Here is a 21001-nt window from a genome sequence, read left to right on the forward strand (position 1 = left end):
GGGCGAGCCGGTCCGCACGATCCACAACACCGCTTCCACGAACATGCGGTTGTCGCGCCCAGACGAACCGCGCGTGCGCTCATCGCCGATGATATGGAGCGACATCCGCTCCCACTGATCGTCTCTAAGAATCAAGCGGTCCAGAACGCCCATGGCTGCCTCCAAAAGACAGCCTTGAATCACGCCAAATCACTCTTGGGAATCCCAAGAGTCCACGCCACCTAGAGCGTTTTCGAGCGAAGTGGATACCGGTTCGCGTGAAGAAAACGCGTCAAAACAAAGAGCTAGAGCGGTTGAACGATCCAATTGGGTCGTTCAACAGCTCTAGCCAGGCGCCGCAAACGAAAACGCCCGCCCCGGTTGTCCGGGGCGGGCGAGGCTAGCGACAGGTCGTTATGCGTCTTGAGCGTCAGCCGGCGGTGGGGGGAGTGGCCTCTCCGCCACGCCGGTCGGCCATGAACTGGTCGAACTCGGCCTTGTCCCGGGCCATGCGCAGCCGCCCCAGAAAGTCGTGGAATTCGCGCTGCTCGTCCTCGAGGCGGCGCAGCGTCTCCTGGCGATATTCGTCGAAGGCGCGGTTGCCGCTCGAGGGGCCGCGATGCCAGCCGCCGCCAAAACCGCCACCCTCGCCGCCCATGCGGCTACGCAGACGGTCCATCTTCTCCTGGAGACGGCTCATCCGGTATTCCTGACGGCCGGCCCCGGCATATCCGCATCCCATGCGACCACTCCCTATCGTGAAGGCCAGGGTCGCCAGACCCAGAGGCCACCAAACCATGAAGCCCAGGACCGTGAAGGCGATCCAGGCCCCTCTCCCAAACTCGTCCAGCTTCGCGACGATCGGCATTGTTTCCTCACCGTGGAAAGGCGTGAATGTAAATCACATTTACATAAATGGATGCAACCGGGCCTTTTGTCAAGATGGGCCTGCAGAAGCGCTTCCGGCAGAAGCCCTTCCAAAGAGAGCGGACACCGATTCGCGTGAAGAAATCGCGCCAGACCGGAAAGCGAGGGTATTTTCTGATCAGGATGCATCGCCACCTGATCGGCGCGCGCTAGCCGCGCGTATCCGAGCCCAGCCCCAGCCCTTGCAGATAGATCAGCATGCCGGCTTCGAGCAGCTCCGCGGCCGACATCGGCAAGGGCCGCCGGCCGCCATCGGCGCGGCCGAACAAGGCGGCGACGCCGTGCGACATCGCCCAGACATGCAGCGCCATCATCAGCGCCGGCGGGCGCTTTGTCGCCGGCAGCAAGGCGATCAGCGCCTCCGAAGCTGCGCGCAGGCCCTGGAACGCGCGATCCGCCGCACTGCGCAGTTCGGGGCTCGCATCGAGCGGCACCCCGGCCTCGAACATCGCCGAGTAATAGGCCGGCTCGTCATGGGCGAAGGCCAGATAGGCACGTCCGAGCCGGTGGAACGCCGTCTCCGGATCCGGCCTGCCCTGGTCCCAGGCGCGCGACAGCGCCGCCTCGAACACCAGGAAGCCGCGCGCCGCGACATCGGCCAGCAGCGCGTCCTTGTCGCGGTAGTGCCGATAGGGCGCCGCCGGGCTGACGCCGGCAAGCCGCGCGGCTTCGGCGAAGGTGAAGCCATTGGGGCCCTTCTCCCCGATCAGCCCGAGCGCGGCGCGCACGAGCTCTTCCTTGAGATTGCCGTGATGATAGCCGCGTGGCGGATCGGGGGTATTGCGCTTCCAGCTCATGTATCGAGCGCTAACATGGCGCCAGGCCAGCGTCGACCAGACATTATGCGTCGTCCGTCCCGTCCTCGAGCCTGCGCCTGAGTCCGTCCGGAATCCGCCGCGCCCGCCCGCCGCCGACGCAGGCGACCAGGACCTGGGCCGTGACCAGGACCTCCTCGCCGCGCAGCACCCGCTGCTCGACATCCATCGTCGCCCCGCGCGCCGCGACCGAGCGTGTCTCCACCGTCAAAAGATCGTCCATCACCGCCGGCCTGATGAACTCGATCGCCATCTTGCGCACGGCGAAGCCGAGCGCGGTGCCGCCATCGAACAATTCGCGCTGCGCGATGCCCAGCGACCGGATCAATTCGGTGCGCCCGCGCTCCATGAAGCGCAGATAGGAGGCGTGGTAGACGACGCCGGAAAAATCGGTGTCCTCGTAATAGACGCGGACGGAAAGCCGGTGGACGGTCACGATCGAATACTCTGCTGAGCGAAGGCGCCGCGTGCGGGGATGCAGCGCCTCGGCAATGGGTCCACCGGCCCTCTAGAGCCGGATGATGTCAGATGGAATCACAAAGTGATCCCATCTGACATCTGAATCCGTCTCGCATCCAGGCGTGAGAGCAGGATCAAGGCGAAAACCGGCGCCCACTTCCTCGCACCCTGCCCTCACATGATCCGGCGCAGCCGTGAGCCTGAAACAATCCGGCAACGCCAGGCGACATTTCCGTCGATCAACTGCCCAAGAAGCGCCACGCCGCGGCAGCGGCATCCGCAGCGACAACGGTTGCCGGGCAGTTCCGTCCGGACGCAGCACGAGGCGCGGATGGCTCTGCATCAGACAGTCTACAAGATAGCCGACAGCACATGGTGGCAGCGAAAGGGCTCCTATGCGCGCGCCGCGACACGGTTGTGCTATTGGCTGGCGACCCCCCAGCGGATGTCCCGACGTCTGGAACTGGCCAGGCAGCGCTACTCGAGCGGCGGCTGGCCAGCCGTCGGAGACCTGCTCGCAGCCCCCTTCGCGCCTCCGGCCATGCGGCCCCGGGCCGGATTTTCCTACGGCAAATGGATTTCGTCCTACGACACGTTGAGCGGCGCCGACCGGTCCGCGATCCGCCGCCATATCGCGGCCATGCCACGCCGTCCGCAGATCTCAGTGGTGGTTCCGGCCTATCAGACGCCCGCGCGCATCCTGCGCGAAACGATCGAGTCGGTGCGCGGCCAGGTCTATCCGCATTGGGAGCTTTGCATCGTCGACGACGCATCACCCTCGAGCCACGTCACCGACATCCTGCGCGAGCAGGCCGCGCTGGACTCGCGCATTCGCTGGATCCGCCGCGAGACAAACGGCGGCATCGCGGAGGCGACCAATAGCGCGCTCGCGCTCGCAACAGGCGAATTCGTCGCCCTGCTCGACCATGACGACCTGCTGGCCGAGCGGGCGCTCTATGAAATCGCCGCCGAGCTGGAGCGCCATCCCGCGACCGATCTGCTGTTTTCCGACGAGGACAAGGTCGATGAGCGGGGCCGGCGCAGCGAGCCTTATTTCAAGCCGGAATACAGTTACGATCTGTTGCTGGGCCAGAACCTGATCAACCATCTCGCGGTCTATCGCAGGGCCTTGCTCGAGCGGGTCGGCGGCCTCGATCCATCGCTGGACGGCAGCCAGGATTACGATCTCGCCTTGCGCGCGATCGAAGCGATCGATCCGAGCCGCATCCGGCATATTCCGTTCGTTCTGTATCACTGGCGGCAGGAATCCGGTGGCGGCTCCTTCTCGCAGCGGCGCCTGGAAGCCTGCCTGCGCAATGCCCGCATGGCCGTAAGACGGCATCTCGACCGCATGGGGCACAGTGCCGCCAAGGTTTCGGAAGCGCCGCTCGCCAGGATATGGAACCGTGTCGAATGGCCGGTTCCTGATCCGGCGCCCCTCGTCACGGTCATCGTGCCGACGCGCGATCGCGCCGCACTCCTGCGCAGCTGCATGGACGGGCTGCTGCGAAAGACGGCCTATCCCGCGCTCGAGATCATCGTCGTCGACAATGGCAGCGTCGAGGACGATGCGCTGGCTCTCCTGGATACCCTCGAGCAGGACGACCGCGTGCGCATCCTGCGCGTCGATGGAGAGTTCAATTACTCCGCCCTGAACAATCTCGCCGCCCGCCAGGCGCGGGGCGATATCCTGCTCCTGCTCAACAACGACATCGAGGTCATTGCCGACGACTGGCTCAACGAACTCGTCAGCCTCGCAGTTCGACCCGATATCGGCGCTGTCGGCGCGAAACTCCTCTATGGCAGCGGAAAGATCCAGCATGCCGGGGTCAGGCTCGGTGCCGGCTCCTTCGAGAACGGCCCGGGCATCGCCGGCCATATCGGCCTGTTCCGCAGCGCCACGGACCCAGGCTATTTCGGCCATCTCGGCCTGACCCGGGATGTCGGTGCCGTCACCGGAGCCTGCCTGGCGATCCGCCGCGAGGTCTACGAGGCTGTCGGGGGCCTGGACGACACCCGGCTCAAGGTCGCCTTCAACGACGTCGACCTGTGCATGAAGGTCCGCCAGCACGGCCTGCGCGTCGTCTGGACGCCCAACGCCGTGCTCTACCATCTTGAATCGGCTTCGCGTCCCTCCGACGACAGGCCGGACACGCGAGACCGCTTCCACCGCGAATGCCGCTTCATGCAGGCGTCCTGGCGCGGCGAATTGCTGAACGATCCGTTCTACAGCCCCAATTTCGACAATGCCGCTGAGGATTTTGCGCTCGCATGGCCGCCGCGACAGCGGACGTCCTGGGAGCGATGGCGCAATCTCAGATGAGGAGGCGAACCCACCGACGCCCCCAATGCCAAGACAGCAGGCATATGGCTATATATCTGCCCGGAGCCTGCGATCGACGAGTCGGTCTGGGCGCCAGAGCATTTTCGCGTTTCTCCAAATCGCGGAAATGCTCTGCCCTATTGTTCTATCGCATTGTCTTCGCGCGAACCGCTGTCCGCTTCGCTCGAAAATGCTCTAACGCTTGCAGGGCTTTTTCATGAAGGAGCCGCAGTCATAGGGCTGCGAAAGCTGGCTGCGAACCGTGTAGTCCTTGCCGTCCATCCGGTTGACGATGTCGTCGATGCGCCAGCGGCCATCTTCCAGCTTCATCCGGAAGGTGACGCGCACCGGGCCGAAGCTGATGAAGTCGGCGAAGACCGTGGCGCTCGCGACCGAGCGCTCGGCGACCGTGACGCGCAGTTGCTTGACCTCCCCATCCTGCCCGCTGATGAAGGGATCAGAGCCGATATTGCCCTGATCGCCGCTCTCTTTCATGAATTGCTCGTCACGCGCGAACAACGCCGAGAGCTCCTTGGTCATCAACCGCTGCCGGTGCGGCGGCCGGAAGGGCGGCTGGGCGGCCTTGCCGGCCTCGATGCCGGCAAGCTCGCGGATCGTGATCGCATAGGCCTCGCGGACCGTGGCTTCAGGCGAGGTTTCGGCCGCATAGGCCGCCCCTGCCCCAACAGCCGGCAGCAGCGTCAACGCCATCGCCGGCAGAGCAAACCTGATCGTCGCCAGCATCACTCCTCCTCGCCATCGCCGAACAGCCCGAACTGCGCCGTCTCGCGCACCGGCTCCGGCATGCCGAGATGGCGGAATGCGTGCGGCGTCAGAAGCCGGCCGCGCGGAGTGCGCTGGATGAAGCCCTGCTGCAGCAGAAAGGGCTCGATGATCTCCTCGATCGCATCGCGCGGCTCCGAAAGCGAGGCGGCGATCGTCTCGATCCCGACCGGGCCGCCGCCGAAATTGATCGCGACCATGGTGAGGTAGCGCCGGTCCATCTGGTCTAGGCCGATCGCATCGACATCGAGCAGGTGCAGCGCCTTGTCGGCGACCGAGCGCGTGACGATGGCGTCCCCGTCGACAATGGCGAAATCGCGCACGCGCCTGAGCAGGCGTCCGGCGATGCGCGGCGTTCCGCGCGAGCGCTTGGCGATCTCGTTGGCGCCGTCATCGGACATCGGCACGCCGAGCACGCGAGCGCCCCGCGCGACGATGCCCTGCAATTCCTCGACCGTGTAGAACTGGAGCCGGATCGGGATGCCGAAGCGGTCGCGCAGCGGCGTCGTCAACAGGCCGGCCCGGGTGGTGGCGCCGACCAGCGTGAATTTGGGCAGGTCGATCTTGACCGAGCGCGCGGCCGGCCCCTCGCCGATGATCAGATCGAGCTGATAATCCTCCATCGCCGGGTAGAGGATTTCCTCGACCGCCGGGCTGAGCCGGTGGATCTCGTCGATGAAGAGCACGTCGCGCTCCTCGAGATTGGTGAGCTGCGCCGCGAGATCGCCGGCCTTGGCGATGACGGGCCCCGAGGTCGAGCGGAAATTGACGCCGAGCTCGCGCGCCACGATCTGCGCCAGCGTCGTCTTCCCGAGCCCCGGCGGACCGACGAAGAGGACGTGGTCGAGCGCATCGCCGCGCGACTTGGCGGCGTTGATGAAGACCTGGAGATTGGCCCGCGCCGCCGCCTGGCCGGTGAAATCGGCAAGCGAGAGCGGCCGCAGCGAGCTCTCGCTATCGTCGTCGCGACGGTCGGCGGTCATCAGGCCGGGGCGGCGCGGCGCATCGCTCACAATTCGATCTCCAATTCGAGCGCATCACGCACGGGCAGGTCCTGATAACCCGTCTTGATGATCGTCGGGATCACCGAGCGATAGGCGTCGATCGCCTCGACATAAAGCCCCGAGAAGCGAAAGCCGCATTTCTGGTAGAAGGCGAGGCCGGGCATGTTGTCATTGGTCAGCATCGCCCGCAGCTTGACCGCGCCCTTGGCCTTGGCCGCAGTCTTGACCGCATCGAGAATCTGAATCGCCGCACCTTGCCCCTGAGCCACGGAATGCAGCGCACAGAGCAGCGCGACATCGCCGCGCATGGTCCAGCTCGCATAGGCCATCGCCTTGCCATCCGGCGCGAAGACGCCGAGCAGATCGAGCTCGGCGCAGTCATAGACATGCAGGCCGATCATCATGCTGTGCGAGCCCCAGCTCGCCATCATCAGCGCCAGGAACGCGCTCTTGTCCTCGACGTCGCGGATGATGCCGGCGCTGGGCGCACTCACTTCGCCAATTCCTTCAGCCCAAGCTTGATGAGCTGCGCCGTGCCGGCCCCCTCGCCCGCCGCCCGCGACGCCGCCGCCACGGCAGCGACGGCCTGTGCCTGTGGGTAGCCGAGATTCGACAGCGCCGAGACGGCATCGGCCACCGGCTGCGGCAGTTTCCTGTCCTCCAGCGCGCCAGCGAGCTGCGCGACACCGGGATCGATATGGCCGAAGGCCGGTGCCTTGTCCTTGAGCTCGGCGCAGATACGCTGCGCGAGCTTGGGCCCGACGCCGGAGGCGCGCGCCACGGCCGCCTTGTCGTTGGTGGCGATCGCAGTCGCCAGCGCGCCAGGCTCCAGGATGGAGAGGATCGCGAGCGCGACTTTGGCCCCGACGCCCTGGACCATCTGCATCAACCGGAACCAGTCGCGCTCATTGTCGGAGAGGAAGCCGTAGAGCCGGATCGCATCTTCGCGCACATGCGTCTCGATCGAGAGCGCCGCCGCCACGCCGGGCTTGGGCAGGCGCTGCAGGGTTCGCGACGAGCATTGCACGACATAGCCGACGCCCTGCACGTCGATGATGACGAAATCCTCACCATAGGAATCGATCAGGCCCTTGAGCTTACCGATCATCGAAGGCCTCGCCGCTTGGAGCAGGATACAAGCTGTAGCGCCTCACGCGGAAACCCGCATCTGCGCGACCAGGGTCCGCATGCCGCGATGCTGGGCATGACAAATCGCGACCGCCAGCGCATCGGCCGCATCCGCGGACTTCGTCTCCGCCTTGGGCAGCAACACGCGGATCATCATCTGGACCTGCTTCTTGTCGGCATGGCCGACGCCGACCACCGTTTTCTTGACGAGGTTGGCCGCATATTCCGCAACGTCCAACCCCGCCAGCGCCGGCACGACCACGGCGATGCCGCGTGCCTGGCCGAGCTTCAGCGCCGATTGCGGGTCGCGGTTGACGAAGGTCTCCTCGACCGCGACTTCGTCGGGCGTCCAGGTCGCGATCACGCGGCTGATGCCCTCATGCAATTGCCGCAGCCTCTCGCCCAGCGAAAGCGTGCCGTCGCTCTCGACGCAGCCGCAGGCGACGAAGCTGAGCTTGCTGCCTTCCGAGACGACGACGCCCCAGCCGGTCTTCCGGAGACCGGGGTCGAGACCAAGAATGCGAATCGGAGGTGCCATGTGAAGATGAGCCTAAACCGTGGACACCCTTTGTTCCATCTCCGTCCTAACGATCGATGACCGGCGCGCATCGATCGCATCACAAGGAAAGAGTTGCCCGCAGCCGGAGATCCATGTTGGTGCGAAGAGAACGTCCTTCTCCTCTCGCCCTCCGCAGATGAACGATCTCCTGAACGCGCTCCTTCCCGGAATTTCGGCTTCCGGACTGACGATCCTGCTGGCCGCGAGCGCACTCGGCGGAATCGTGCGCGGCTTCACCGGCTTCGGCTTCGCCATGGTCTTCATGCCGCTGGCCAGCATCGTGCTCGGGCCGGTCGCGGCGTTGGGGCTGATCTGGTTCATCGACCTGCCCTATGCGCTGCCGCTGGCGGCGCGCAGCGCCAAGAACGCCGAATGGCGCGAGGTGTTGCCGCTGCTTGCCGCCGCGACGCTGGCGCTGCCGGCCGGCATCTGGCTCCTGATCTGGCTCGATCGCGAGACCATGCGCTGGATCCTGGCCGGGCTCGTGCTCACTGCCGTCGCGCTGATGGCTTCGGGCTGGCGCTATCACGGCCGGCCTGGCATCCCGCTTTCGCTCGGCGTCGGTGTGCTGTCGGGGTTGTTCAACGGCATGGCGAGCATCGGCGGCATGCCGCTCGCGGTGTTCTGGCTGGGCGCGCAGCGCAATGACAAGCACAAGACACGCGCCAATCTGCAAACCTTCTTCGGCATATCGACACTGATCAGCGGCACGATCCTGTGGCTGAACGGCATCCTGACGAGCGGGGCGGCGCTGATGGCGCTGCCGCTCTGCGCCGTCTATGGCGTGGGTCTCTGGGCCGGCACGCATGGCTTCAGGCTGGCGTCGGACGCTGCCTTCCGCCGCATCGCCTATCTCGTCATTTTCCTGAGCGCGCTGGTCAGCCTGCCGGTATGGGACGGGCTGACCGGGCGCTGAGCCAGGCCCGTCATGCTCGAGCACCCGAGCATCTTCTGCTGGATGAGCCTCCTTCAGCCTGAAATTCTCGGGTCAAGCCCGAGAATGACGGCTCAGGCTGCGCCGAGCTTGGCCATCACCTCGTCGGCGATCTCGAAATTGGCGAAGACGTTCTGGACGTCGTCGTCATTGTCGAGCGCTTCCATCAAACGCATCATCGAGGCGGCCTTTTCCTCGTCGAGCGGAGTCGTCGTCGTCGGCCGCCAGACCGGCTTGGCCGAGGCCGGCGCGCCGAGTGCCGCTTCCAGCGCCTTCGAGACCTCGTTCAGCGAGTCGAAAGCGCACAGGATGGTGTGGCCGCTCTCGTCGCTGATGACATCATCGGCCCCGGCCTCGATCGCCGCTTCCATGAGCTTGTCGGCATCGCCCGCTTCGAGCGGATAGCTGATCTCGCCGACGCGGTTGAACATGAACGAGACGGAGTTGCTCTCGCCCATCGCTCCCCCCGACTTGGTGAAATAGGAGCGAACGGCGGATGCGGTGCGGTTGCGGTTGTCGGTCAGCGCCTCGACGATGACGGCAGCGCCGCCCGGCCCGTAGCCCTCGTAGCGGACCTCGTCATAGTTGTCGCCCTCGCCGCCGGCCGCCTTGTTGATGGCGCGCTGGATATTGTCCTTGGGCATGTTCTCGGCGCGCGCAGCCAGCACGGCCATGCGCAGGCGCGGGTTCATGTTCGGATCGGGCATGCCCATCTTGGCGGCGACTGTGATTTCGCGGCCCAGTTTCGAGAACAGCTTGGCGCGCACGGCGTCCTGCTTGCCCTTGCGGTGCATGATGTTCTTGAACTGGGAATGGCCGGCCATGGCAATTCAGCCTCTGCTGTCACGTCTGCGCACATCGCCCGGCCCGTCTTTCGGCGGCCATGGCGGGAGACCGGCCTTATAAGCGCCGCCTTCGGCGACAGGCAAGCCACCGGGGCAAGAGCTGCCGCAGCGGCCCCAGCGAACCGCAATCGCGCATGATCATCCCGCCCAAGCGGTTCTGTTAAGTCAATATTTGCCATGAGCTCCCAGAGTCGTCCGCGTGCCGACGAGCGGCCCGCGCAGAATCCGGACTTCATGACGACGTTTTCCAGCAACCCGATCGCCGAACAGGAGACGCGCTTCCGCGCCTTCCAGATCGAACCGTTCGACCTCGAGCTCTTGCGCCAGCAAGCGCAGTTCGCAAAGACGCGGCTGCCCACGCTGCTGGAGGAGCTGCATCCCCGGTTCGAGCCCTGGCCCGAAACCGCGCGAGCGCTGCGCCTGCCCGAGGTGCATGCCCTGCGCCTCGGCCACTGGATCAAGCTGACCTCGGGCGACCTCGACGATGGGTTCATGGAATCGGCGCATCGTCTCGCGGCCGCCTTCCACGATCACGGCGTCCCCGCCTATGCGGTCGTCATCTGCCACGCCATCGTCTCAAACCGGATCGGAGCCGAACTGGGCCTCGACCGCGACGCGCTGCGGGCGATGAACGGCTTCTGGCGCCGCAAGGAATTCCGCCGCCGCATCGCGCTGCGCGCCGCGCTCAACAAGGCCGCCCAGTTCGACCTCGAGCTTCTGCTGGAAACCTATGCCGAGGTGCAGCGCCAGAGCAGCGAGCGCGCCAGTGCGGAATTCGCCGCCTTCGGGGTGACCGTGCGCGAGGTCGTCGGCGCGGTGAATTCCGGCGCCGGCACCGTCGAGGCCATGGCCAAGACCATGAACGGCGTGGTCCAGGACACCGGCACCCAGGCGATCGTCGCCTCGCAGGCCTCCGACGCCGCCTCGACCAATGTCCACAGCGTCGCGGGCGCGGCCGAGGAGTTGTCGATTTCGCTCGATCAGGTCGCGATCGAGGTGTCGCGCGCCGCCACCATGGCCCACGACGCCAACGCCGCCGCGCTCGAGACCGACATCATCGTCAAGAGCCTGGCGCATTCGGCGCAGACCATCGGCTCCATCGTCGAGATGATCCGCACCATCGCCGCCCAGACCAACATGCTGGCGCTGAACGCCACGATCGAAGCCGCCCGCGCCGGCGAGGCCGGGCGCGGCTTCGCGGTCGTCGCAACCGAGGTGAAGCAGCTCTCCGCCCGCACCGCGCAGGCGACCGACGAGATCGCAGCCCAGGTGCCCTCGATGCAGATGGCGACCCATGAAGCCGTCGCCGCGATCGAGCGCATCGTCTCCTTCGTCCGGCAGATGGACCAGACCACGGCCACCGTCGCCAGCGGCATCGAGGAGCAGCGCGCCGCGACGCAGGAGATCGCCCGCAGCGTCAATCTCGCCGCCCAGAGCACCGAAGAGGTGGCGCAAAGCGTCAGCGGCGTCAGCCTGATGGCGCAGCAGGCCGGCAGCAGCGTCGGCGACGTGCTCAACCTCGCCGGCACATTGGCCGCCAAGGCCGCCTCGCTCGCCGATGCCTTCGACCACCTGATGCAGCGCAACCGCGCCGCCTGAGACCGCTTGCGGCATCAGACCGAATATCGTCTTTGGTCTGAGGCCGTAGAACTTTGATCCTGCTCTAACTCCTTGACGAGAGCCGGTCAGGCGCGCTCCCAGCCGACGGGCACCGCTTCGCTCAGATGCGGGCCCAGCCGGACCGGCCAGACCGCCTTCGCCAGCCCCGTCGCATCGTCGATCTCGACGGCGACGCCAGACAGCGTGCCCTCGCCGGTGGCGGGTTCGAGCCGCGCGCCCGGCGTCTTCTGCAGGAAACGCCGGATCGGCTCGTCCTTCTGCATGCCGAGCACCGAATCATAGTCGCCGCACATGCCGGCATCGGACTGGAAGGCGGTGCCGCCAGGCAGCACACGCGTATCGGCGGTCGGTGCATGGGTGTGGGTGCCGACGACGAGGCTCGCACGGCCATCGAGGAAATAGCCCATCGCCTGCTTCTCGCTCGTCGCCTCCGCATGGAAGTCGACGATCACCGCATCAGCGACCTCGCCCAGCGGGCAGGCCGAAATCTCCCGCGCCACAGCGGCGAAGGGATCGTCCAGAGCATCCATGAAGATGCGCCCCATCGCATTGACGACGAGCACCCGCGCGCCATTGGCCGCTTCGATCACGGTCGCGCCGCGCCCCGGCGTACCCGTCGGGTAGTTCGCGGGCCGCACCAGCCGGTCCTGGCGCTCGATGAAGACGAGCGCCTCGCGCTGATCCCAGGAATGATTGCCGAGCGTGACCGCGTCCGCTCCCGCCGCGAGCAGTTCGTCGCAGATCGCCTCGGTGATGCCGAAGCCGCCAGCCGCGTTTTCGCCGTTGATCACCACGCAGTCGAGGCTCCAGCGCTGGCGCAGGGCCGGCAAACGCTCCTGCACCGCGACTCGCCCGGGGCGGCCGACGATATCGCCGAGGAAGAGAAAACGCATGGGATGAGAACTCGGATGGCTGTGAGGCGTCCTCCGTCGCGCGAATGCGCGGCAGAATCAACCGCAGCGTATCGCTTCCCGTTCGGTCACCACCCAGTCGAGCCTGCGATCATGCGGCTCGTCCGGCACCGCCTCGATCTCCTGCACGGCATAGGCGACGCCGATGCTCGTGACCGGACCGAGTTCGGTCAGCGCCCTGTCGTAGTAACCCTTGCCATAGCCGATGCGGAAGCCGCGTCGATCGAAGGCGGCGAGCGGAACCAGCAGGATCCTTGGCTTGACCTCGGCCTGGCCCGGTTCAGGAACGAGCGTCCCGAATCCGCCCGGCACGATCGGCTCCCACGGCGCCCAGCGCCGGAACAGCATCGCGCCCGAGACGATGGCGGGAAGGCAAAGCGGCATACCCTGCGCGTGCAGCGCCTCCAGGATCGGGCGCGGATCTGCTTCCGAGCGCATCGGCCAATAGGCCGAGACCGGGCCATCTCCCGACAGGGCCGACAGCGCCAGCGCCCGCTCGGCAATCACCGGATCCCATTCCAGCCGGTCGTCGATCTCCAGCGCGTCGCGACGCGCCAGGGCGGCCTCGCGCAGGGCGGCTTTCCTGTGGGCGGCGCTGTCGGAGAGTAGGTTCGTCATGATGGGAAGTACGGAGCCACCTTGGCCGTGGAGATTTCGATCCCGGGACACCTACTAAAGTAGGTGGGCGCCGTGTGTCCGGGTCCAGGGACCCGGTCAGGGACAGCTCCCTAGGGAGTCGTATGGGCCCGGGAATACAGTTCTCGCACGCACCAGGCAGCCCCGCATCCACAATGTAAGATGCGCGCCGGCAAAGCGCCAGTGGGCATCTCGGCCGGAGCGCGTTTCAGTTCGGATGTCCACAGTCGGGAGAAGCGCCACTGAGGGTAGCGCTCCGCAAGCTCTACTCCGTCGCGAAATAGACCAGCGCCGCGACCGGGAGCGCGAAGCCGATCCAGGACGCGAGCGGCCAGCCGCCCTGCGCGAAGGCCCAGCCGCCAAGCGCCGAGCCGATCGCGCCGCCGGCGAAGAAGGTCGCCATATAAAGCCCGTTGAGGCGGCTGCGATGCTCCGCGCCGAGCGCGAAGATCGCGCGCTGCCCCAGCACCAGATTGGTCGAGACGCCGAAATCGAGCAGGATCGCCGCCGCCACCAGCAAACCGAGCGCCCAGCTCGAACCAGCCTCGCCGAGATGGGTCATCGCGAAAGCGACCGCGACGGACAGCATGGCGAAGATGCTGGCCGGCTTCGTCCAGCCGCGGTCGGCGAGCCGCCCGGCAATCGGCGAGGCGACGGCGCCCGCCACGCCTGCCAGCGCGAACAAGGCGATGCCGGTTTGCGAGAGCTGGAACAGCGGCCCCGCCAGCAGCAGCGGCGTCGTGGTCCAGAACAGGCTGAAGGCGGCGAACAGGCAGGCCTGATACAGCGCGCGCCGTTGCAGGATCGGCGTCGTCGCCGCCAGATGGCCCATGGAGGCCAGCAGCCCGCCATAGCGCAGCTTCGCCACCGGCACGCGCCGCGGCAAGGTCCGCCAGAGAAGCAGGGCGAGCGCGACCATCGCCCCGGCTGAGAGGAAGAACACCATATGCCATGAGGACAATCCGGCGATGAAGCTCGAGACCGGGCGCGCCAGCATGATCCCGAGCATCAGCCCGCTCATGACGTTGCCGACGACCCTGCCGCGCACGGCCTCGGGCGCCATATGCGCGGCATAAGGCACGAGCACCTGCACCGCGACCGAGCCGAGGCCGATGAAAAGCGCTGCGGCGAAGAAGGGCAGGGCCTCGGTCGACAGGGCCGCACCGAGCAGGCCGAGCGTGGCGACGCCGATCATGGTGAGCGCAAGGCGGCGGTTTTCGATCAGATCGCCCAGCGGCACGATCAGCAGCAGGCCCAGCCCATAGCCGATCTGGGTCAGGGTGACGATCAGCCCCGTCGCTTGCGCGGACAGGCCCAGCGCAGCGCTGATCGGCCCGGCCAGGGGCTGGGCATAATAGATGTTGGCGGCGATCAACCCGCAGGCCATCGCCAGGACGAAGGTGATCCAGGGGGAAACCGCACCTTCGTCAGGCGGGTTGTCGGCGGTCGCGGCGATAGCCATGGGCAGCTCCAGAATAGAGAACAATCGTTTCCTAAATCATCGAAAAAATCAGGCCAGCGCCTTCATCGCGACCTCCACCACGGCCGCCATCTCGTCACGGCTGCGGCCGGTCTTGCCGACCACGCGCATGCCCTGGAGAAGGCAGAGCATTAGCCGGGCGGTCGCCGCACTGTCGAGATCGGCAGGGATCGAACCATCCGCCTGGCCTTGCTGGATCAGGCCGCTCAGCAGCGCCTCGTTCCTGTCGAGGCTCGCCGCGACACGCTGCGCCACCTCGTCATCGAAGATGGCAAGCTCCGCCGCGCTGCCGACGACCAGGCAGCCCTGCCGACCTTCGGCGCCATGCGAGGCCTCCGCATAGAAGGCCAGGACCTTGCGAAGACGCTCGCGCCCCGTCCCGCCAGCGCCGATGGCGTCCTGCAGCTTTTCTGCGCGCACGGCCTTGTTGCGGTCGAAAGCCGCCAGAAACACCGCCCGCTTATCCTTGAAAGCCTTGTAGACGCTGCCCTGGGCCAGTTGCATCGCCTCGGTCAGGTCGCCGATCGAGGTGGCGTGATAGCCGCGTGCGCAGAAGACCCGCACGGCCTTGTCGAGCGCGTCATTCATATCGAATTCTCGCGGCCGGCCACGGCTGCGCGAAACGGAGATCGATGCGGGTGACGGGGCGACATTGGCCATGCCCCATTTATAGGAAACGATCATTTCCGAATCAAGGCCAGCCAGATGCCCCTGGATCGGAATATTCGCAATGCAGGGCCGGGATCAGCCGACAGGCGCCGGGACCAGGCTGCGCGCCACGCCCTCGATGCGCTCCGCCGCCGCCATCAGCGCCTCGGCCGCGCGGTCCTCGACCTCGTTCAGGCGGTGATCGGCGGCGCCGGCATCGCCCTGCACGGCGGCCAGCTGCATCTCCATCGCGGCAACCTTCTGCCTCAATTCGGAGACCTCGTCGGCAACCATCAGCGCTGCCATCACATGCAGGCGCATGTCGCCTATCTCGCCGAAGGCCTGGCGCATCTCGTCGATCTTGCCGTCATAGAGCCGGGCCAGCCCCTCCAGATGCGGCTCCTCGCCCTCCCCGCAGGCCATGCGATAGGCCTTGCCGGCGATGGTGACGTTGACTTGCGGCATGGTCGCCCCCGCTCAATGATCCAGATGAGGCATCTCGGCCTGCGCACGCGTGATCACCGCGCCGATGACGTTCATCGCCCGCTCCAGCCGCTGATCGACATCGGTGGCAGCGCTCTCGACCTCGCCGAGCCGCGAGACGGCGCCGTCGAGCTCGGCGGCGAGCCGGGCGCGGTCGTCCTGCATCAGGGTCAGTTCCGTCTCGAGATTGGCGCGCCCGCGTTCCGCCTCGATACGGCGGCGGGCGGCGGCTTCAAGCAGTCCCAACGCGCCGTCGAGGCGCGCGAGCGCATTCTCCAGCATCAGGCTCGCCACCGTCTTTCCTCCTCCAGAACGAAGCCGGCTCACTCGATTCGCGACACTAGCGCATCTGCGGGCGAAACGTGAATCGCTAGCCCAGTCAGGAGCGGCCCGATCCCAAGGGCTTGCGCGCAGTTGCTCAGCCGCCGTCTCGGGCCCGGCCTTGCCCGTCGCATGGCCGAAACGCCTGAGGAGCGAATTGACTCAGGTCGATCCGGCAGCCTAATCGAGCCCGGTCGGCAATCGGCCGAGATCATACATCGCGACCGCCGTCGCCCCGTCTCTGGAACGGGAGCTGGCCGCGGCCTTGCCCCATCCGCCGGCGGGAGCCTGAAATACCATGACATCGATCGACCGGAGCCAGCACGACAAGCTCGCCAACGCCATTCGCTCCCTCGCCATGGATGGCGTCGAGCAGGCGAAATCGGGCCACCCCGGCCTGCCGATGGGCGCCGCCGATGTCGCGACCGTCTTGTTCACCCGCGTCATGAATTATGACGCCGCCGATCCGCACTGGCCCGACCGCGACCGCTTCGTGCTCTCGGCCGGCCATGGCTCGATGCTGCTCTACGCCCTGCTCTATCTCACCGGCGTACCGGGCATGGAACTCGACGATCTCAAGAAGTTCCGCCAGCTCGACTCCAAGACCCCGGGCCACCCCGAGAACTTCATGACGCTCGGCGTCGAGACCACCACCGGCCCGCTCGGCCAGGGTCTCGCCACCGCCGTCGGCATGGCCATGGCCGAGCGCATGCTCGCCGCCGAATTCGGCAAGAAGGTCGTCGACCACCACACCTATGTGCTCGCCTCCGACGGCGACCTGATGGAAGGCATCAGCCACGAGGCCATCGCGCTCGCCGGCCATCACAAGCTGAACAAGCTGATCGTGATGTGGGACGATAACGGCATCTCGATCGACGGCCCGCTGACGATCTCCGACTCGGTCGACCAGGTCGCGCGCTTCAAGGCCTGCGGCTGGCGCTCCGAGCGCGTCGATGGACACGACCCCGAGGCGATCGAGGCCGCGATCCGCCGCGCCCAGAAGTCGAACAAGCCGACCATGATCGCCTGCAAGACCGTGATCGGCTTCGGCGCACCCAAGAAGGCCGGCACCTCCAAGGCGCATGGCGAACCGCTCGGCGCCGAAGAGCTTGCCGCCGCCAAGAAGGCGCTCGGCATCACCGGCGGCCCCTTCGAGGTCGCAGCCGACGTGCTCAAGGCCTGGCGCGGCTTCGGCACCGCAGGCGGCACCGCCCACAAGGCATGGCAGGAGCGCTTCGCCGCGCTCTCCGAGCGCAAGCGCGCCGAGTTCGAGCGTCGTCTCGCCCACAAGGTCCCCGCCAAGCTCGACAAGGTGATTCTCGCCCATAAGAAGGCGCTGATCGCCAGCCCCGTCACCATCGCGACGCGCAAGGCATCCGAGCTCGCGCTCGACGTCATCGAGCCGGTGATGCCCGAACTGGTCATGGGCTCGGCCGACCTGACCCCCTCCAACAACACCAGGGCCAAGGGCGCCGAGGACTTCACCATCAAGACGCCCAAGGGCCGCTATGTCCGCTATGGCATCCGCGAGCACGCAATGGCGGCCGCGATGAACGGCATCACCCTGCATGGCGGCTTCCGCACCGGCGGCGGCACCTTCCTTGTCTTCGCCGATTATGCCCGCCCCTCGATGCGGCTCGCCGCGCTGATGGGCCTGCCGGTCGTCTATGTCATGACCCATGACTCGATCGGCCTGGGCGAGGACGGCCCGACCCATCAGCCGGTCGAGCAGATCGCCTCGCTGCGCTGCATGCCGAACATGCATGTCTTCCGCCCGGCCGATGCGATCGAGACCGCCGAAGCCTGGCAGTTCGCGCTGGAGAACACCAAGGGGCCGACCGTGCTCGCCCTCTCGCGCCAGAATCTCGCCCAGCTGCGCACCGACGCGACCGCGACCAACCGCTCGGCCAAGGGCGCCTACGAACTGCTCGCGGCCGAGGGCGGCAAAGCCCAGGTCTCGCTCTTCGCTTCGGGTTCCGAACTCGAGATCGCGGTCGCGGCGCGCAAGCTCCTCGCCGAGAAGGGCGTGCGCGCCCGCGTCGTCTCCGTGCCGTCGCTGGAGCTGCTGCTGGCCCAGGACGAGGCCACGCAGAGCGCCATTATCGGCTCCGCGCCGATCAAGATCGCGATCGAGGCCGGCGTCCGCTTCGGCTGGGATGCCGTGATCGGCCATGATGGCGGCTTCATCGGCATGCACTCCTTCGGAGCCAGCGGCCCCTATAAGGAGGTCTACAAGCATTTCGGCATTACGCCTGACGCAGTGGTCGAAGCCGCGATGAAGCGCCATAACGCCTGACGCTTGCCAGGCAAGGCAGATATTCCCGCAAAAGGCCTTGCGTTCGGTCATCGTTTGGCCGATTTGCCCGCGTGTATGGCGGCCCAAGGCGCCGAAACCCGGCGAAGGAGAGGATTGAGATGACGGTCAAGGTGGCGATCAACGGCTTCGGCCGCATCGGGCGCAATGTCCTGCGCGCGATCATCGAGTCGAAGCGCAAGGATATCGAGGTCGTGGCGATCAACGATCTCGGCCCTGTCGAGACCAACGCCCATCTCTTCCGCTTCGATTCAGTCCATGGCCGCTTCCCCGGCACCGTGACCGTCTCGGGCGACACGATCGATGTCGGCCGCGGGCCGATCAAGGTCACCGCGATCCGCGATCCCAAGGAGCTGCCGCACAAGGCGCTCGGCGTCGACATCGCCTTTGAATGCACCGGCATCTTCACGACCAAGGACAAGGCTTCGGCGCATCTCGCCGCCGGCGCCAAGCGCGTCCTGGTCTCGGCGCCCTGCGACGGCGCCGATCTGACCGTGGTCTACGGCGTGAACCATCACGAGCTGACCAAGGACCATATCATCGTCTCGAACGCGTCCTGCACCACGAACTGCCTGGCTCCGCTGGTGCGCGTGCTGCATGACGCTGTAGGCATCGACAAGGGCTTCATGACCACGGTCCATGCCTATACCGGCGACCAGCCGACGCTGGATACGATGCACAAGGATCTCTATCGCGGCCGCGCTGCCGCCATGTCGATGATCCCGACCTCGACCGGCGCCGCCAAGGCGATCGGCCTCGTCATCCCCGAGCTCAAGGGCCGGCTCGACGGCGTGTCGGTGCGCGTTCCCTGTCCGAACGTCTCGATGGTCGACTTCAAGTTCATCTCGAAGCGCAAGACCACGGTCGAGAAGATCAACGAGGCGATCCTCAAGGCCAGCAAGCGCGGGCCGCTCAAGGGCATCCTGGCCGTCACCGACCAGCCCAATGTCTCGATCGACTTCAACCACGATCCGGCCTCGTCGACCTTCGCGCTCGACCAGACCAAGGTCATGGACGACAAGTTCGTCAGCGTGATGTCCTGGTACGACAATGAGTGGGGCTTCTCGAACCGCATGAGCGACACCGCCGTCGCCATGGCCAAGCTGCTCTGACCCGACCTGAGCGATGCCGCGCCCATCTGGGCGCGGCCTTCCCTGTTTTCCTCGCATGAACGGACACCCCATGGCCAAGATCGAGCCGACCGTCGCAGCCCCGGCCAGCGCCGCCGAGCCGACCATCGTCACGCCAGCGCCGTCCCATGGCACGCCTTACGTCGTCGGCAGCGCGACGCCGGCCGCGGACACGCCCGCAAGCGAGCCGCGCGGGCTCGACCAGCTCTCCCGCATCGAGGAGAAGGCCGCGCGCATCGAGGAGAAGTTTGCCCGCTACGAGGCCGTGCTGACCCGCGCCGAAGCTTCGCTGGAGCGCAGCGCCCATAAGGTCGACAGCGCCGCCGCGACCCTCGATTTCGCCAGCATCCGCGACGAGGTCGCCGCCCTGCGCCAGCGCGTCGATGCGACACCGCGCTTCGGCGCGCTGTTCATCACCGGCCTCGCCACCGCGGTGCTGACGGTCCTGCTCACCGTGCTCGTGCTCAAATTCGGCGTGCCGGGCCTGTTCGGGGGCTTGCTGTCGCGATGAGCTTCAAGACGCTGAGCGACCTCGACCTGGCGGGCAAGCGCGCGCTTGTTCGCGTCGACCTCAACGTGCCGATGGAAAACGGCAAGGTCACGGACGCAACGCGCATCGAGCGCGTGCTGCCGACGATCCGCGAGATCTCCGGCAAGGGCGGCAAGGTCATCCTGCTCGCCCATTTCGGCCGCCCCAAGGGCCGTGACGCCAAGGACAGCCTGAAGCCGGTCGCGGTCGCACTCGCCCATGCGCTCGGCCAGCCCGTCACCTTCGTCGAGGATTGCATCGGCGAGGATGTCGCCAAGGCCGTCGCAGCCGCCAAGAACGGCGAAGTCCTGCTGCTGGAGAACACCCGCTTCCACGCCGGCGACGAGAAGAACGACCCTGACTTCGTCAAGGCGCTCGCCGCCAATGGCGACCTCTTCGTCAATGACGCTTTCTCGGCGGCGCACCGCGCCCATGCCTCGACCGAAGGCCTCGCCCATGTCCTGCCGGCTTATGCCGGCCGTTCGATGCAGGCGGAGCTCGAGGCGCTTTCTGCCGGGCTCGACAACCCCGCCCGCCCGGTGATGGCGATCGTCGGTGGAGCGAAAGTCTCGACCAAACTCGATCTGCTCGGCAATCTGGTCAAGAAGGTCGACGTGCTCGTCATCGGCGGCGGCATGGCCAACACCTTCCTGGCCGCGCGCGGCATCAATGTCGGCAAGTCGCTCTGCGAGCACGACCTCGTCGGCACCGCCCGCGAGATCGAGGCCAAGGCCAAGGCGGCCGGCTGCGAGATTATGCTGCCGGTCGATGCGCTGGTCGCGCGCGAATTCAAGGCCCATCCCGGCCATCGCGTCATCCAGATCGGCGAGGTCGAGCCCGACGAGATGATCCTGGACGCGGGCCCGCTAAGCGTCGCCGAAGTCGTGCTCAAGCTCGACCAGGTCAAGACGCTGGTCTGGAACGGACCTTTCGGGGCGTTCGAGCTGCCGCCCTTCGACACCGCTACGGTGACGGTGGCCAAGGCCGCCGCCAAGCGCGTCAAGGCCGGCCAGATCGTCGCGGTCGCCGGCGGCGGCGACACCGTCGCGGCGATGAACCATGCCGGCGTCGCCGACGACCTGACCTATATCTCGACGGCGGGCGGCGCCTTCCTGGAATGGATGGAAGGCAAGGCCCTGCCGGGCGTCGAAGCGCTGCGCGCAGCATGAGCGA

The 21001-nt window shown here is 66.6% G+C and carries 22 protein-coding genes, 1 other RNA gene and 1 pseudogene; 7 read left to right on the top strand and 17 right to left on the bottom strand.

The window, feature by feature from the left end; genetic code table 11:
* The 4 genes and pseudogenes from CYD53_RS17035 to ybgC form a co-directional block, all read right to left on the bottom strand.
* Positions 1 to 153: pseudogene (locus tag CYD53_RS17035) on the bottom strand (IS5/IS1182 family transposase); the annotation flags it as partial.
* Between the two features lie 256 nt (positions 154 to 409).
* Positions 410 to 847, bottom strand: coding sequence for a DUF2852 domain-containing protein (locus CYD53_RS17040; RefSeq protein WP_103719292.1), 438 nt, complete (start codon positions 845 to 847; stop codon positions 410 to 412).
* Between the two features lie 208 nt (positions 848 to 1055).
* Entirely contained in the window at positions 1056 to 1703 is a 648-nt protein-coding gene (locus CYD53_RS17045; protein WP_103719293.1) for a TetR/AcrR family transcriptional regulator, read from the bottom strand.
* A 43-nt stretch (positions 1704 to 1746) separates the two neighbouring features.
* On the bottom strand, positions 1747 to 2157 hold the full coding sequence (ybgC, locus tag CYD53_RS17050) for a tol-pal system-associated acyl-CoA thioesterase (RefSeq protein ID WP_103719294.1): 411 nt from the start codon (positions 2155 to 2157) through the stop codon (positions 1747 to 1749).
* Between the two features lie 354 nt (positions 2158 to 2511).
* Between ybgC and CYD53_RS17055 the strand changes: the two genes are divergently transcribed.
* A complete protein-coding gene (locus CYD53_RS17055) occupies positions 2512 to 4503 on the top strand; it encodes a glycosyltransferase family 2 protein (protein WP_181011913.1) in 1992 nt (663 codons plus the stop codon).
* A gap of 195 nt (positions 4504 to 4698) precedes the next feature.
* On the opposite strand, the gene CYD53_RS17060 is transcribed toward CYD53_RS17055, so the two are convergent.
* The 5 genes from CYD53_RS17060 to ruvC are packed head-to-tail and all read right to left on the bottom strand — an operon-like array spanning position 4699 to position 7956.
* Positions 4699 to 5247: a DUF3828 domain-containing protein gene (locus CYD53_RS17060; RefSeq protein WP_103719296.1), complete on the bottom strand. Its 549-nt coding sequence runs from the start codon at positions 5245 to 5247 to the stop codon at positions 4699 to 4701.
* Positions 5247 to 6269: a Holliday junction branch migration DNA helicase RuvB gene (ruvB, locus tag CYD53_RS17065; protein ID WP_103719467.1), complete on the bottom strand. Its 1023-nt coding sequence runs from the start codon at positions 6267 to 6269 to the stop codon at positions 5247 to 5249. The genes CYD53_RS17060 and ruvB overlap by 1 nt, the downstream gene beginning before the upstream one ends.
* Before the next feature lie 26 nt (positions 6270 to 6295).
* Positions 6296 to 6784, bottom strand: a complete 489-nt coding sequence (locus CYD53_RS17070; protein WP_103719297.1) for a GNAT family N-acetyltransferase — start codon at positions 6782 to 6784, stop codon at positions 6296 to 6298.
* Entirely contained in the window at positions 6781 to 7398 is a 618-nt protein-coding gene (gene ruvA, locus CYD53_RS17075; RefSeq protein ID WP_103719298.1) for a Holliday junction branch migration protein RuvA, read from the bottom strand. Before ruvA ends, CYD53_RS17070 begins: the two co-directional genes overlap by 4 nt.
* Positions 7399 to 7440: 42 nt before the next feature.
* On the bottom strand, positions 7441 to 7956 hold the full coding sequence (gene ruvC, locus CYD53_RS17080) for a crossover junction endodeoxyribonuclease RuvC (protein WP_103719299.1): 516 nt from the start codon (positions 7954 to 7956) through the stop codon (positions 7441 to 7443).
* Between the two features lie 157 nt (positions 7957 to 8113).
* Between ruvC and CYD53_RS17085 the strand changes: the two genes are divergently transcribed.
* Positions 8114 to 8893, top strand: coding sequence for a sulfite exporter TauE/SafE family protein (locus tag CYD53_RS17085; protein ID WP_103719300.1), 780 nt, complete (start codon positions 8114 to 8116; stop codon positions 8891 to 8893).
* Positions 8894 to 8985: 92 nt separating this feature from the next.
* On the opposite strand, the gene CYD53_RS17090 is transcribed toward CYD53_RS17085, so the two are convergent.
* Positions 8986 to 9735, bottom strand: a complete 750-nt coding sequence (locus CYD53_RS17090; protein WP_103719301.1) for a YebC/PmpR family DNA-binding transcriptional regulator — start codon at positions 9733 to 9735, stop codon at positions 8986 to 8988.
* Positions 9736 to 9990: 255 nt separating this feature from the next.
* Here CYD53_RS17090 and CYD53_RS17095 point away from each other — a divergent pair, with 255 nt between their 5' ends.
* On the top strand, positions 9991 to 11355 hold the full coding sequence (locus tag CYD53_RS17095) for a globin-coupled sensor protein (RefSeq protein WP_181011914.1): 1365 nt from the start codon (positions 9991 to 9993) through the stop codon (positions 11353 to 11355).
* Between the two features lie 86 nt (positions 11356 to 11441).
* On the opposite strand, the gene CYD53_RS17100 is transcribed toward CYD53_RS17095, so the two are convergent.
* The 7 genes from CYD53_RS17100 to CYD53_RS17130 all read right to left on the bottom strand — a co-directional run bounded on the left by CYD53_RS17100 (position 11442) and on the right by CYD53_RS17130 (position 15828).
* Positions 11442 to 12269: a TIGR00282 family metallophosphoesterase gene (locus CYD53_RS17100; RefSeq protein ID WP_092167584.1), complete on the bottom strand. Its 828-nt coding sequence runs from the start codon at positions 12267 to 12269 to the stop codon at positions 11442 to 11444.
* 57 nt (positions 12270 to 12326) lie between these two features.
* Positions 12327 to 12905 (bottom strand): 5-formyltetrahydrofolate cyclo-ligase, encoded by a 579-nt coding sequence (locus CYD53_RS17105; RefSeq protein WP_103719303.1) that lies wholly within the window; start codon positions 12903 to 12905, stop codon positions 12327 to 12329.
* Between the two features lie 9 nt (positions 12906 to 12914).
* Positions 12915 to 13071: non-coding RNA, 6S RNA (ssrS, locus tag CYD53_RS17110), on the bottom strand.
* Between the two features lie 117 nt (positions 13072 to 13188).
* Entirely contained in the window at positions 13189 to 14385 is a 1197-nt protein-coding gene (locus tag CYD53_RS17115) for an MFS transporter (protein ID WP_103719304.1), read from the bottom strand.
* 48 nt (positions 14386 to 14433) lie between these two features.
* Entirely contained in the window at positions 14434 to 15087 is a 654-nt protein-coding gene (locus tag CYD53_RS17120) for a TetR/AcrR family transcriptional regulator (protein ID WP_245928287.1), read from the bottom strand.
* 60 nt (positions 15088 to 15147) lie between these two features.
* On the bottom strand, positions 15148 to 15516 hold the full coding sequence (locus tag CYD53_RS17125; protein WP_092167592.1) for a cell division protein ZapA: 369 nt from the start codon (positions 15514 to 15516) through the stop codon (positions 15148 to 15150).
* Positions 15517 to 15528: 12 nt separating this feature from the next.
* Complete coding sequence (locus tag CYD53_RS17130) at positions 15529 to 15828, bottom strand: DUF4164 family protein (RefSeq protein ID WP_245928288.1); 300 nt, start codon at positions 15826 to 15828, stop codon at positions 15529 to 15531.
* A gap of 325 nt (positions 15829 to 16153) precedes the next feature.
* Between CYD53_RS17130 and tkt the strand changes: the two genes are divergently transcribed.
* The 4 genes from tkt (at position 16154) to CYD53_RS17150 (ending at position 20997) form a co-directional block, all read left to right on the top strand.
* On the top strand, positions 16154 to 18151 hold the full coding sequence (gene tkt / locus CYD53_RS17135) for a transketolase (protein ID WP_103719305.1): 1998 nt from the start codon (positions 16154 to 16156) through the stop codon (positions 18149 to 18151).
* A gap of 119 nt (positions 18152 to 18270) precedes the next feature.
* Positions 18271 to 19281 carry a type I glyceraldehyde-3-phosphate dehydrogenase gene (gap, locus tag CYD53_RS17140; RefSeq protein ID WP_103719306.1) on the top strand — a complete coding sequence of 337 codons (1011 nt, stop codon included), beginning with the start codon at positions 18271 to 18273 and terminating at the stop codon, positions 19279 to 19281.
* A 70-nt stretch (positions 19282 to 19351) separates the two neighbouring features.
* Entirely contained in the window at positions 19352 to 19810 is a 459-nt protein-coding gene (locus CYD53_RS17145) for a hypothetical protein (RefSeq protein WP_103719307.1), read from the top strand.
* A complete protein-coding gene (locus CYD53_RS17150; RefSeq protein ID WP_103719308.1) occupies positions 19807 to 20997 on the top strand; it encodes a phosphoglycerate kinase in 1191 nt (396 codons plus the stop codon). Before CYD53_RS17145 ends, CYD53_RS17150 begins: the two co-directional genes overlap by 4 nt.
* The last annotated feature ends 4 nt before the right edge of the window (positions 20998 to 21001 follow it).

Origin of the sequence: Allobosea psychrotolerans, from assembly GCF_002917105.1 — a bacterium.
GTDB classification, from domain to species: Bacteria; Pseudomonadota; Alphaproteobacteria; order Rhizobiales; family Beijerinckiaceae; genus Allobosea; species Allobosea psychrotolerans.

Coding starts and splice junctions, on each gene's coding strand:
- CYD53_RS17125 (WP_092167592.1), bottom strand. CDS start 15,516: ATGCCGCAAGTCAACGTCACCATCGCCGGCAAGGCCTATCGCATGGCC.
- CYD53_RS17090 (WP_103719301.1), bottom strand. CDS start 9,735: ATGGCCGGCCATTCCCAGTTCAAGAACATCATGCACCGCAAGGGCAAG.
- CYD53_RS17060 (WP_103719296.1), bottom strand. CDS start 5,247: ATGCTGGCGACGATCAGGTTTGCTCTGCCGGCGATGGCGTTGACGCTG.
- CYD53_RS17040 (WP_103719292.1), bottom strand. CDS start 847: ATGCCGATCGTCGCGAAGCTGGACGAGTTTGGGAGAGGGGCCTGGATC.
- ruvC (WP_103719299.1), bottom strand. CDS start 7,956: ATGGCACCTCCGATTCGCATTCTTGGTCTCGACCCCGGTCTCCGGAAG.
- CYD53_RS17100 (WP_092167584.1), bottom strand. CDS start 12,269: ATGCGTTTTCTCTTCCTCGGCGATATCGTCGGCCGCCCCGGGCGAGTC.
- ruvB (WP_103719467.1), bottom strand. CDS start 6,269: ATGACCGCCGACCGTCGCGACGACGATAGCGAGAGCTCGCTGCGGCCG.
- CYD53_RS17115 (WP_103719304.1), bottom strand. CDS start 14,385: ATGGCTATCGCCGCGACCGCCGACAACCCGCCTGACGAAGGTGCGGTT.
- CYD53_RS17045 (WP_103719293.1), bottom strand. CDS start 1,703: ATGAGCTGGAAGCGCAATACCCCCGATCCGCCACGCGGCTATCATCAC.
- CYD53_RS17105 (WP_103719303.1), bottom strand. CDS start 12,905: ATGACGAACCTACTCTCCGACAGCGCCGCCCACAGGAAAGCCGCCCTG.
- CYD53_RS17055 (WP_181011913.1), top strand. CDS start 2,512: ATGGCTCTGCATCAGACAGTCTACAAGATAGCCGACAGCACATGGTGG.
- gap (WP_103719306.1), top strand. CDS start 18,271: ATGACGGTCAAGGTGGCGATCAACGGCTTCGGCCGCATCGGGCGCAAT.
- CYD53_RS17095 (WP_181011914.1), top strand. CDS start 9,991: ATGACGACGTTTTCCAGCAACCCGATCGCCGAACAGGAGACGCGCTTC.
- CYD53_RS17150 (WP_103719308.1), top strand. CDS start 19,807: ATGAGCTTCAAGACGCTGAGCGACCTCGACCTGGCGGGCAAGCGCGCG.
- CYD53_RS17145 (WP_103719307.1), top strand. CDS start 19,352: ATGGCCAAGATCGAGCCGACCGTCGCAGCCCCGGCCAGCGCCGCCGAG.
- CYD53_RS17120 (WP_245928287.1), bottom strand. CDS start 15,087: ATGATCGTTTCCTATAAATGGGGCATGGCCAATGTCGCCCCGTCACCC.
- tkt (WP_103719305.1), top strand. CDS start 16,154: ATGACATCGATCGACCGGAGCCAGCACGACAAGCTCGCCAACGCCATT.
- ruvA (WP_103719298.1), bottom strand. CDS start 7,398: ATGATCGGTAAGCTCAAGGGCCTGATCGATTCCTATGGTGAGGATTTC.
- CYD53_RS17085 (WP_103719300.1), top strand. CDS start 8,114: ATGAACGATCTCCTGAACGCGCTCCTTCCCGGAATTTCGGCTTCCGGA.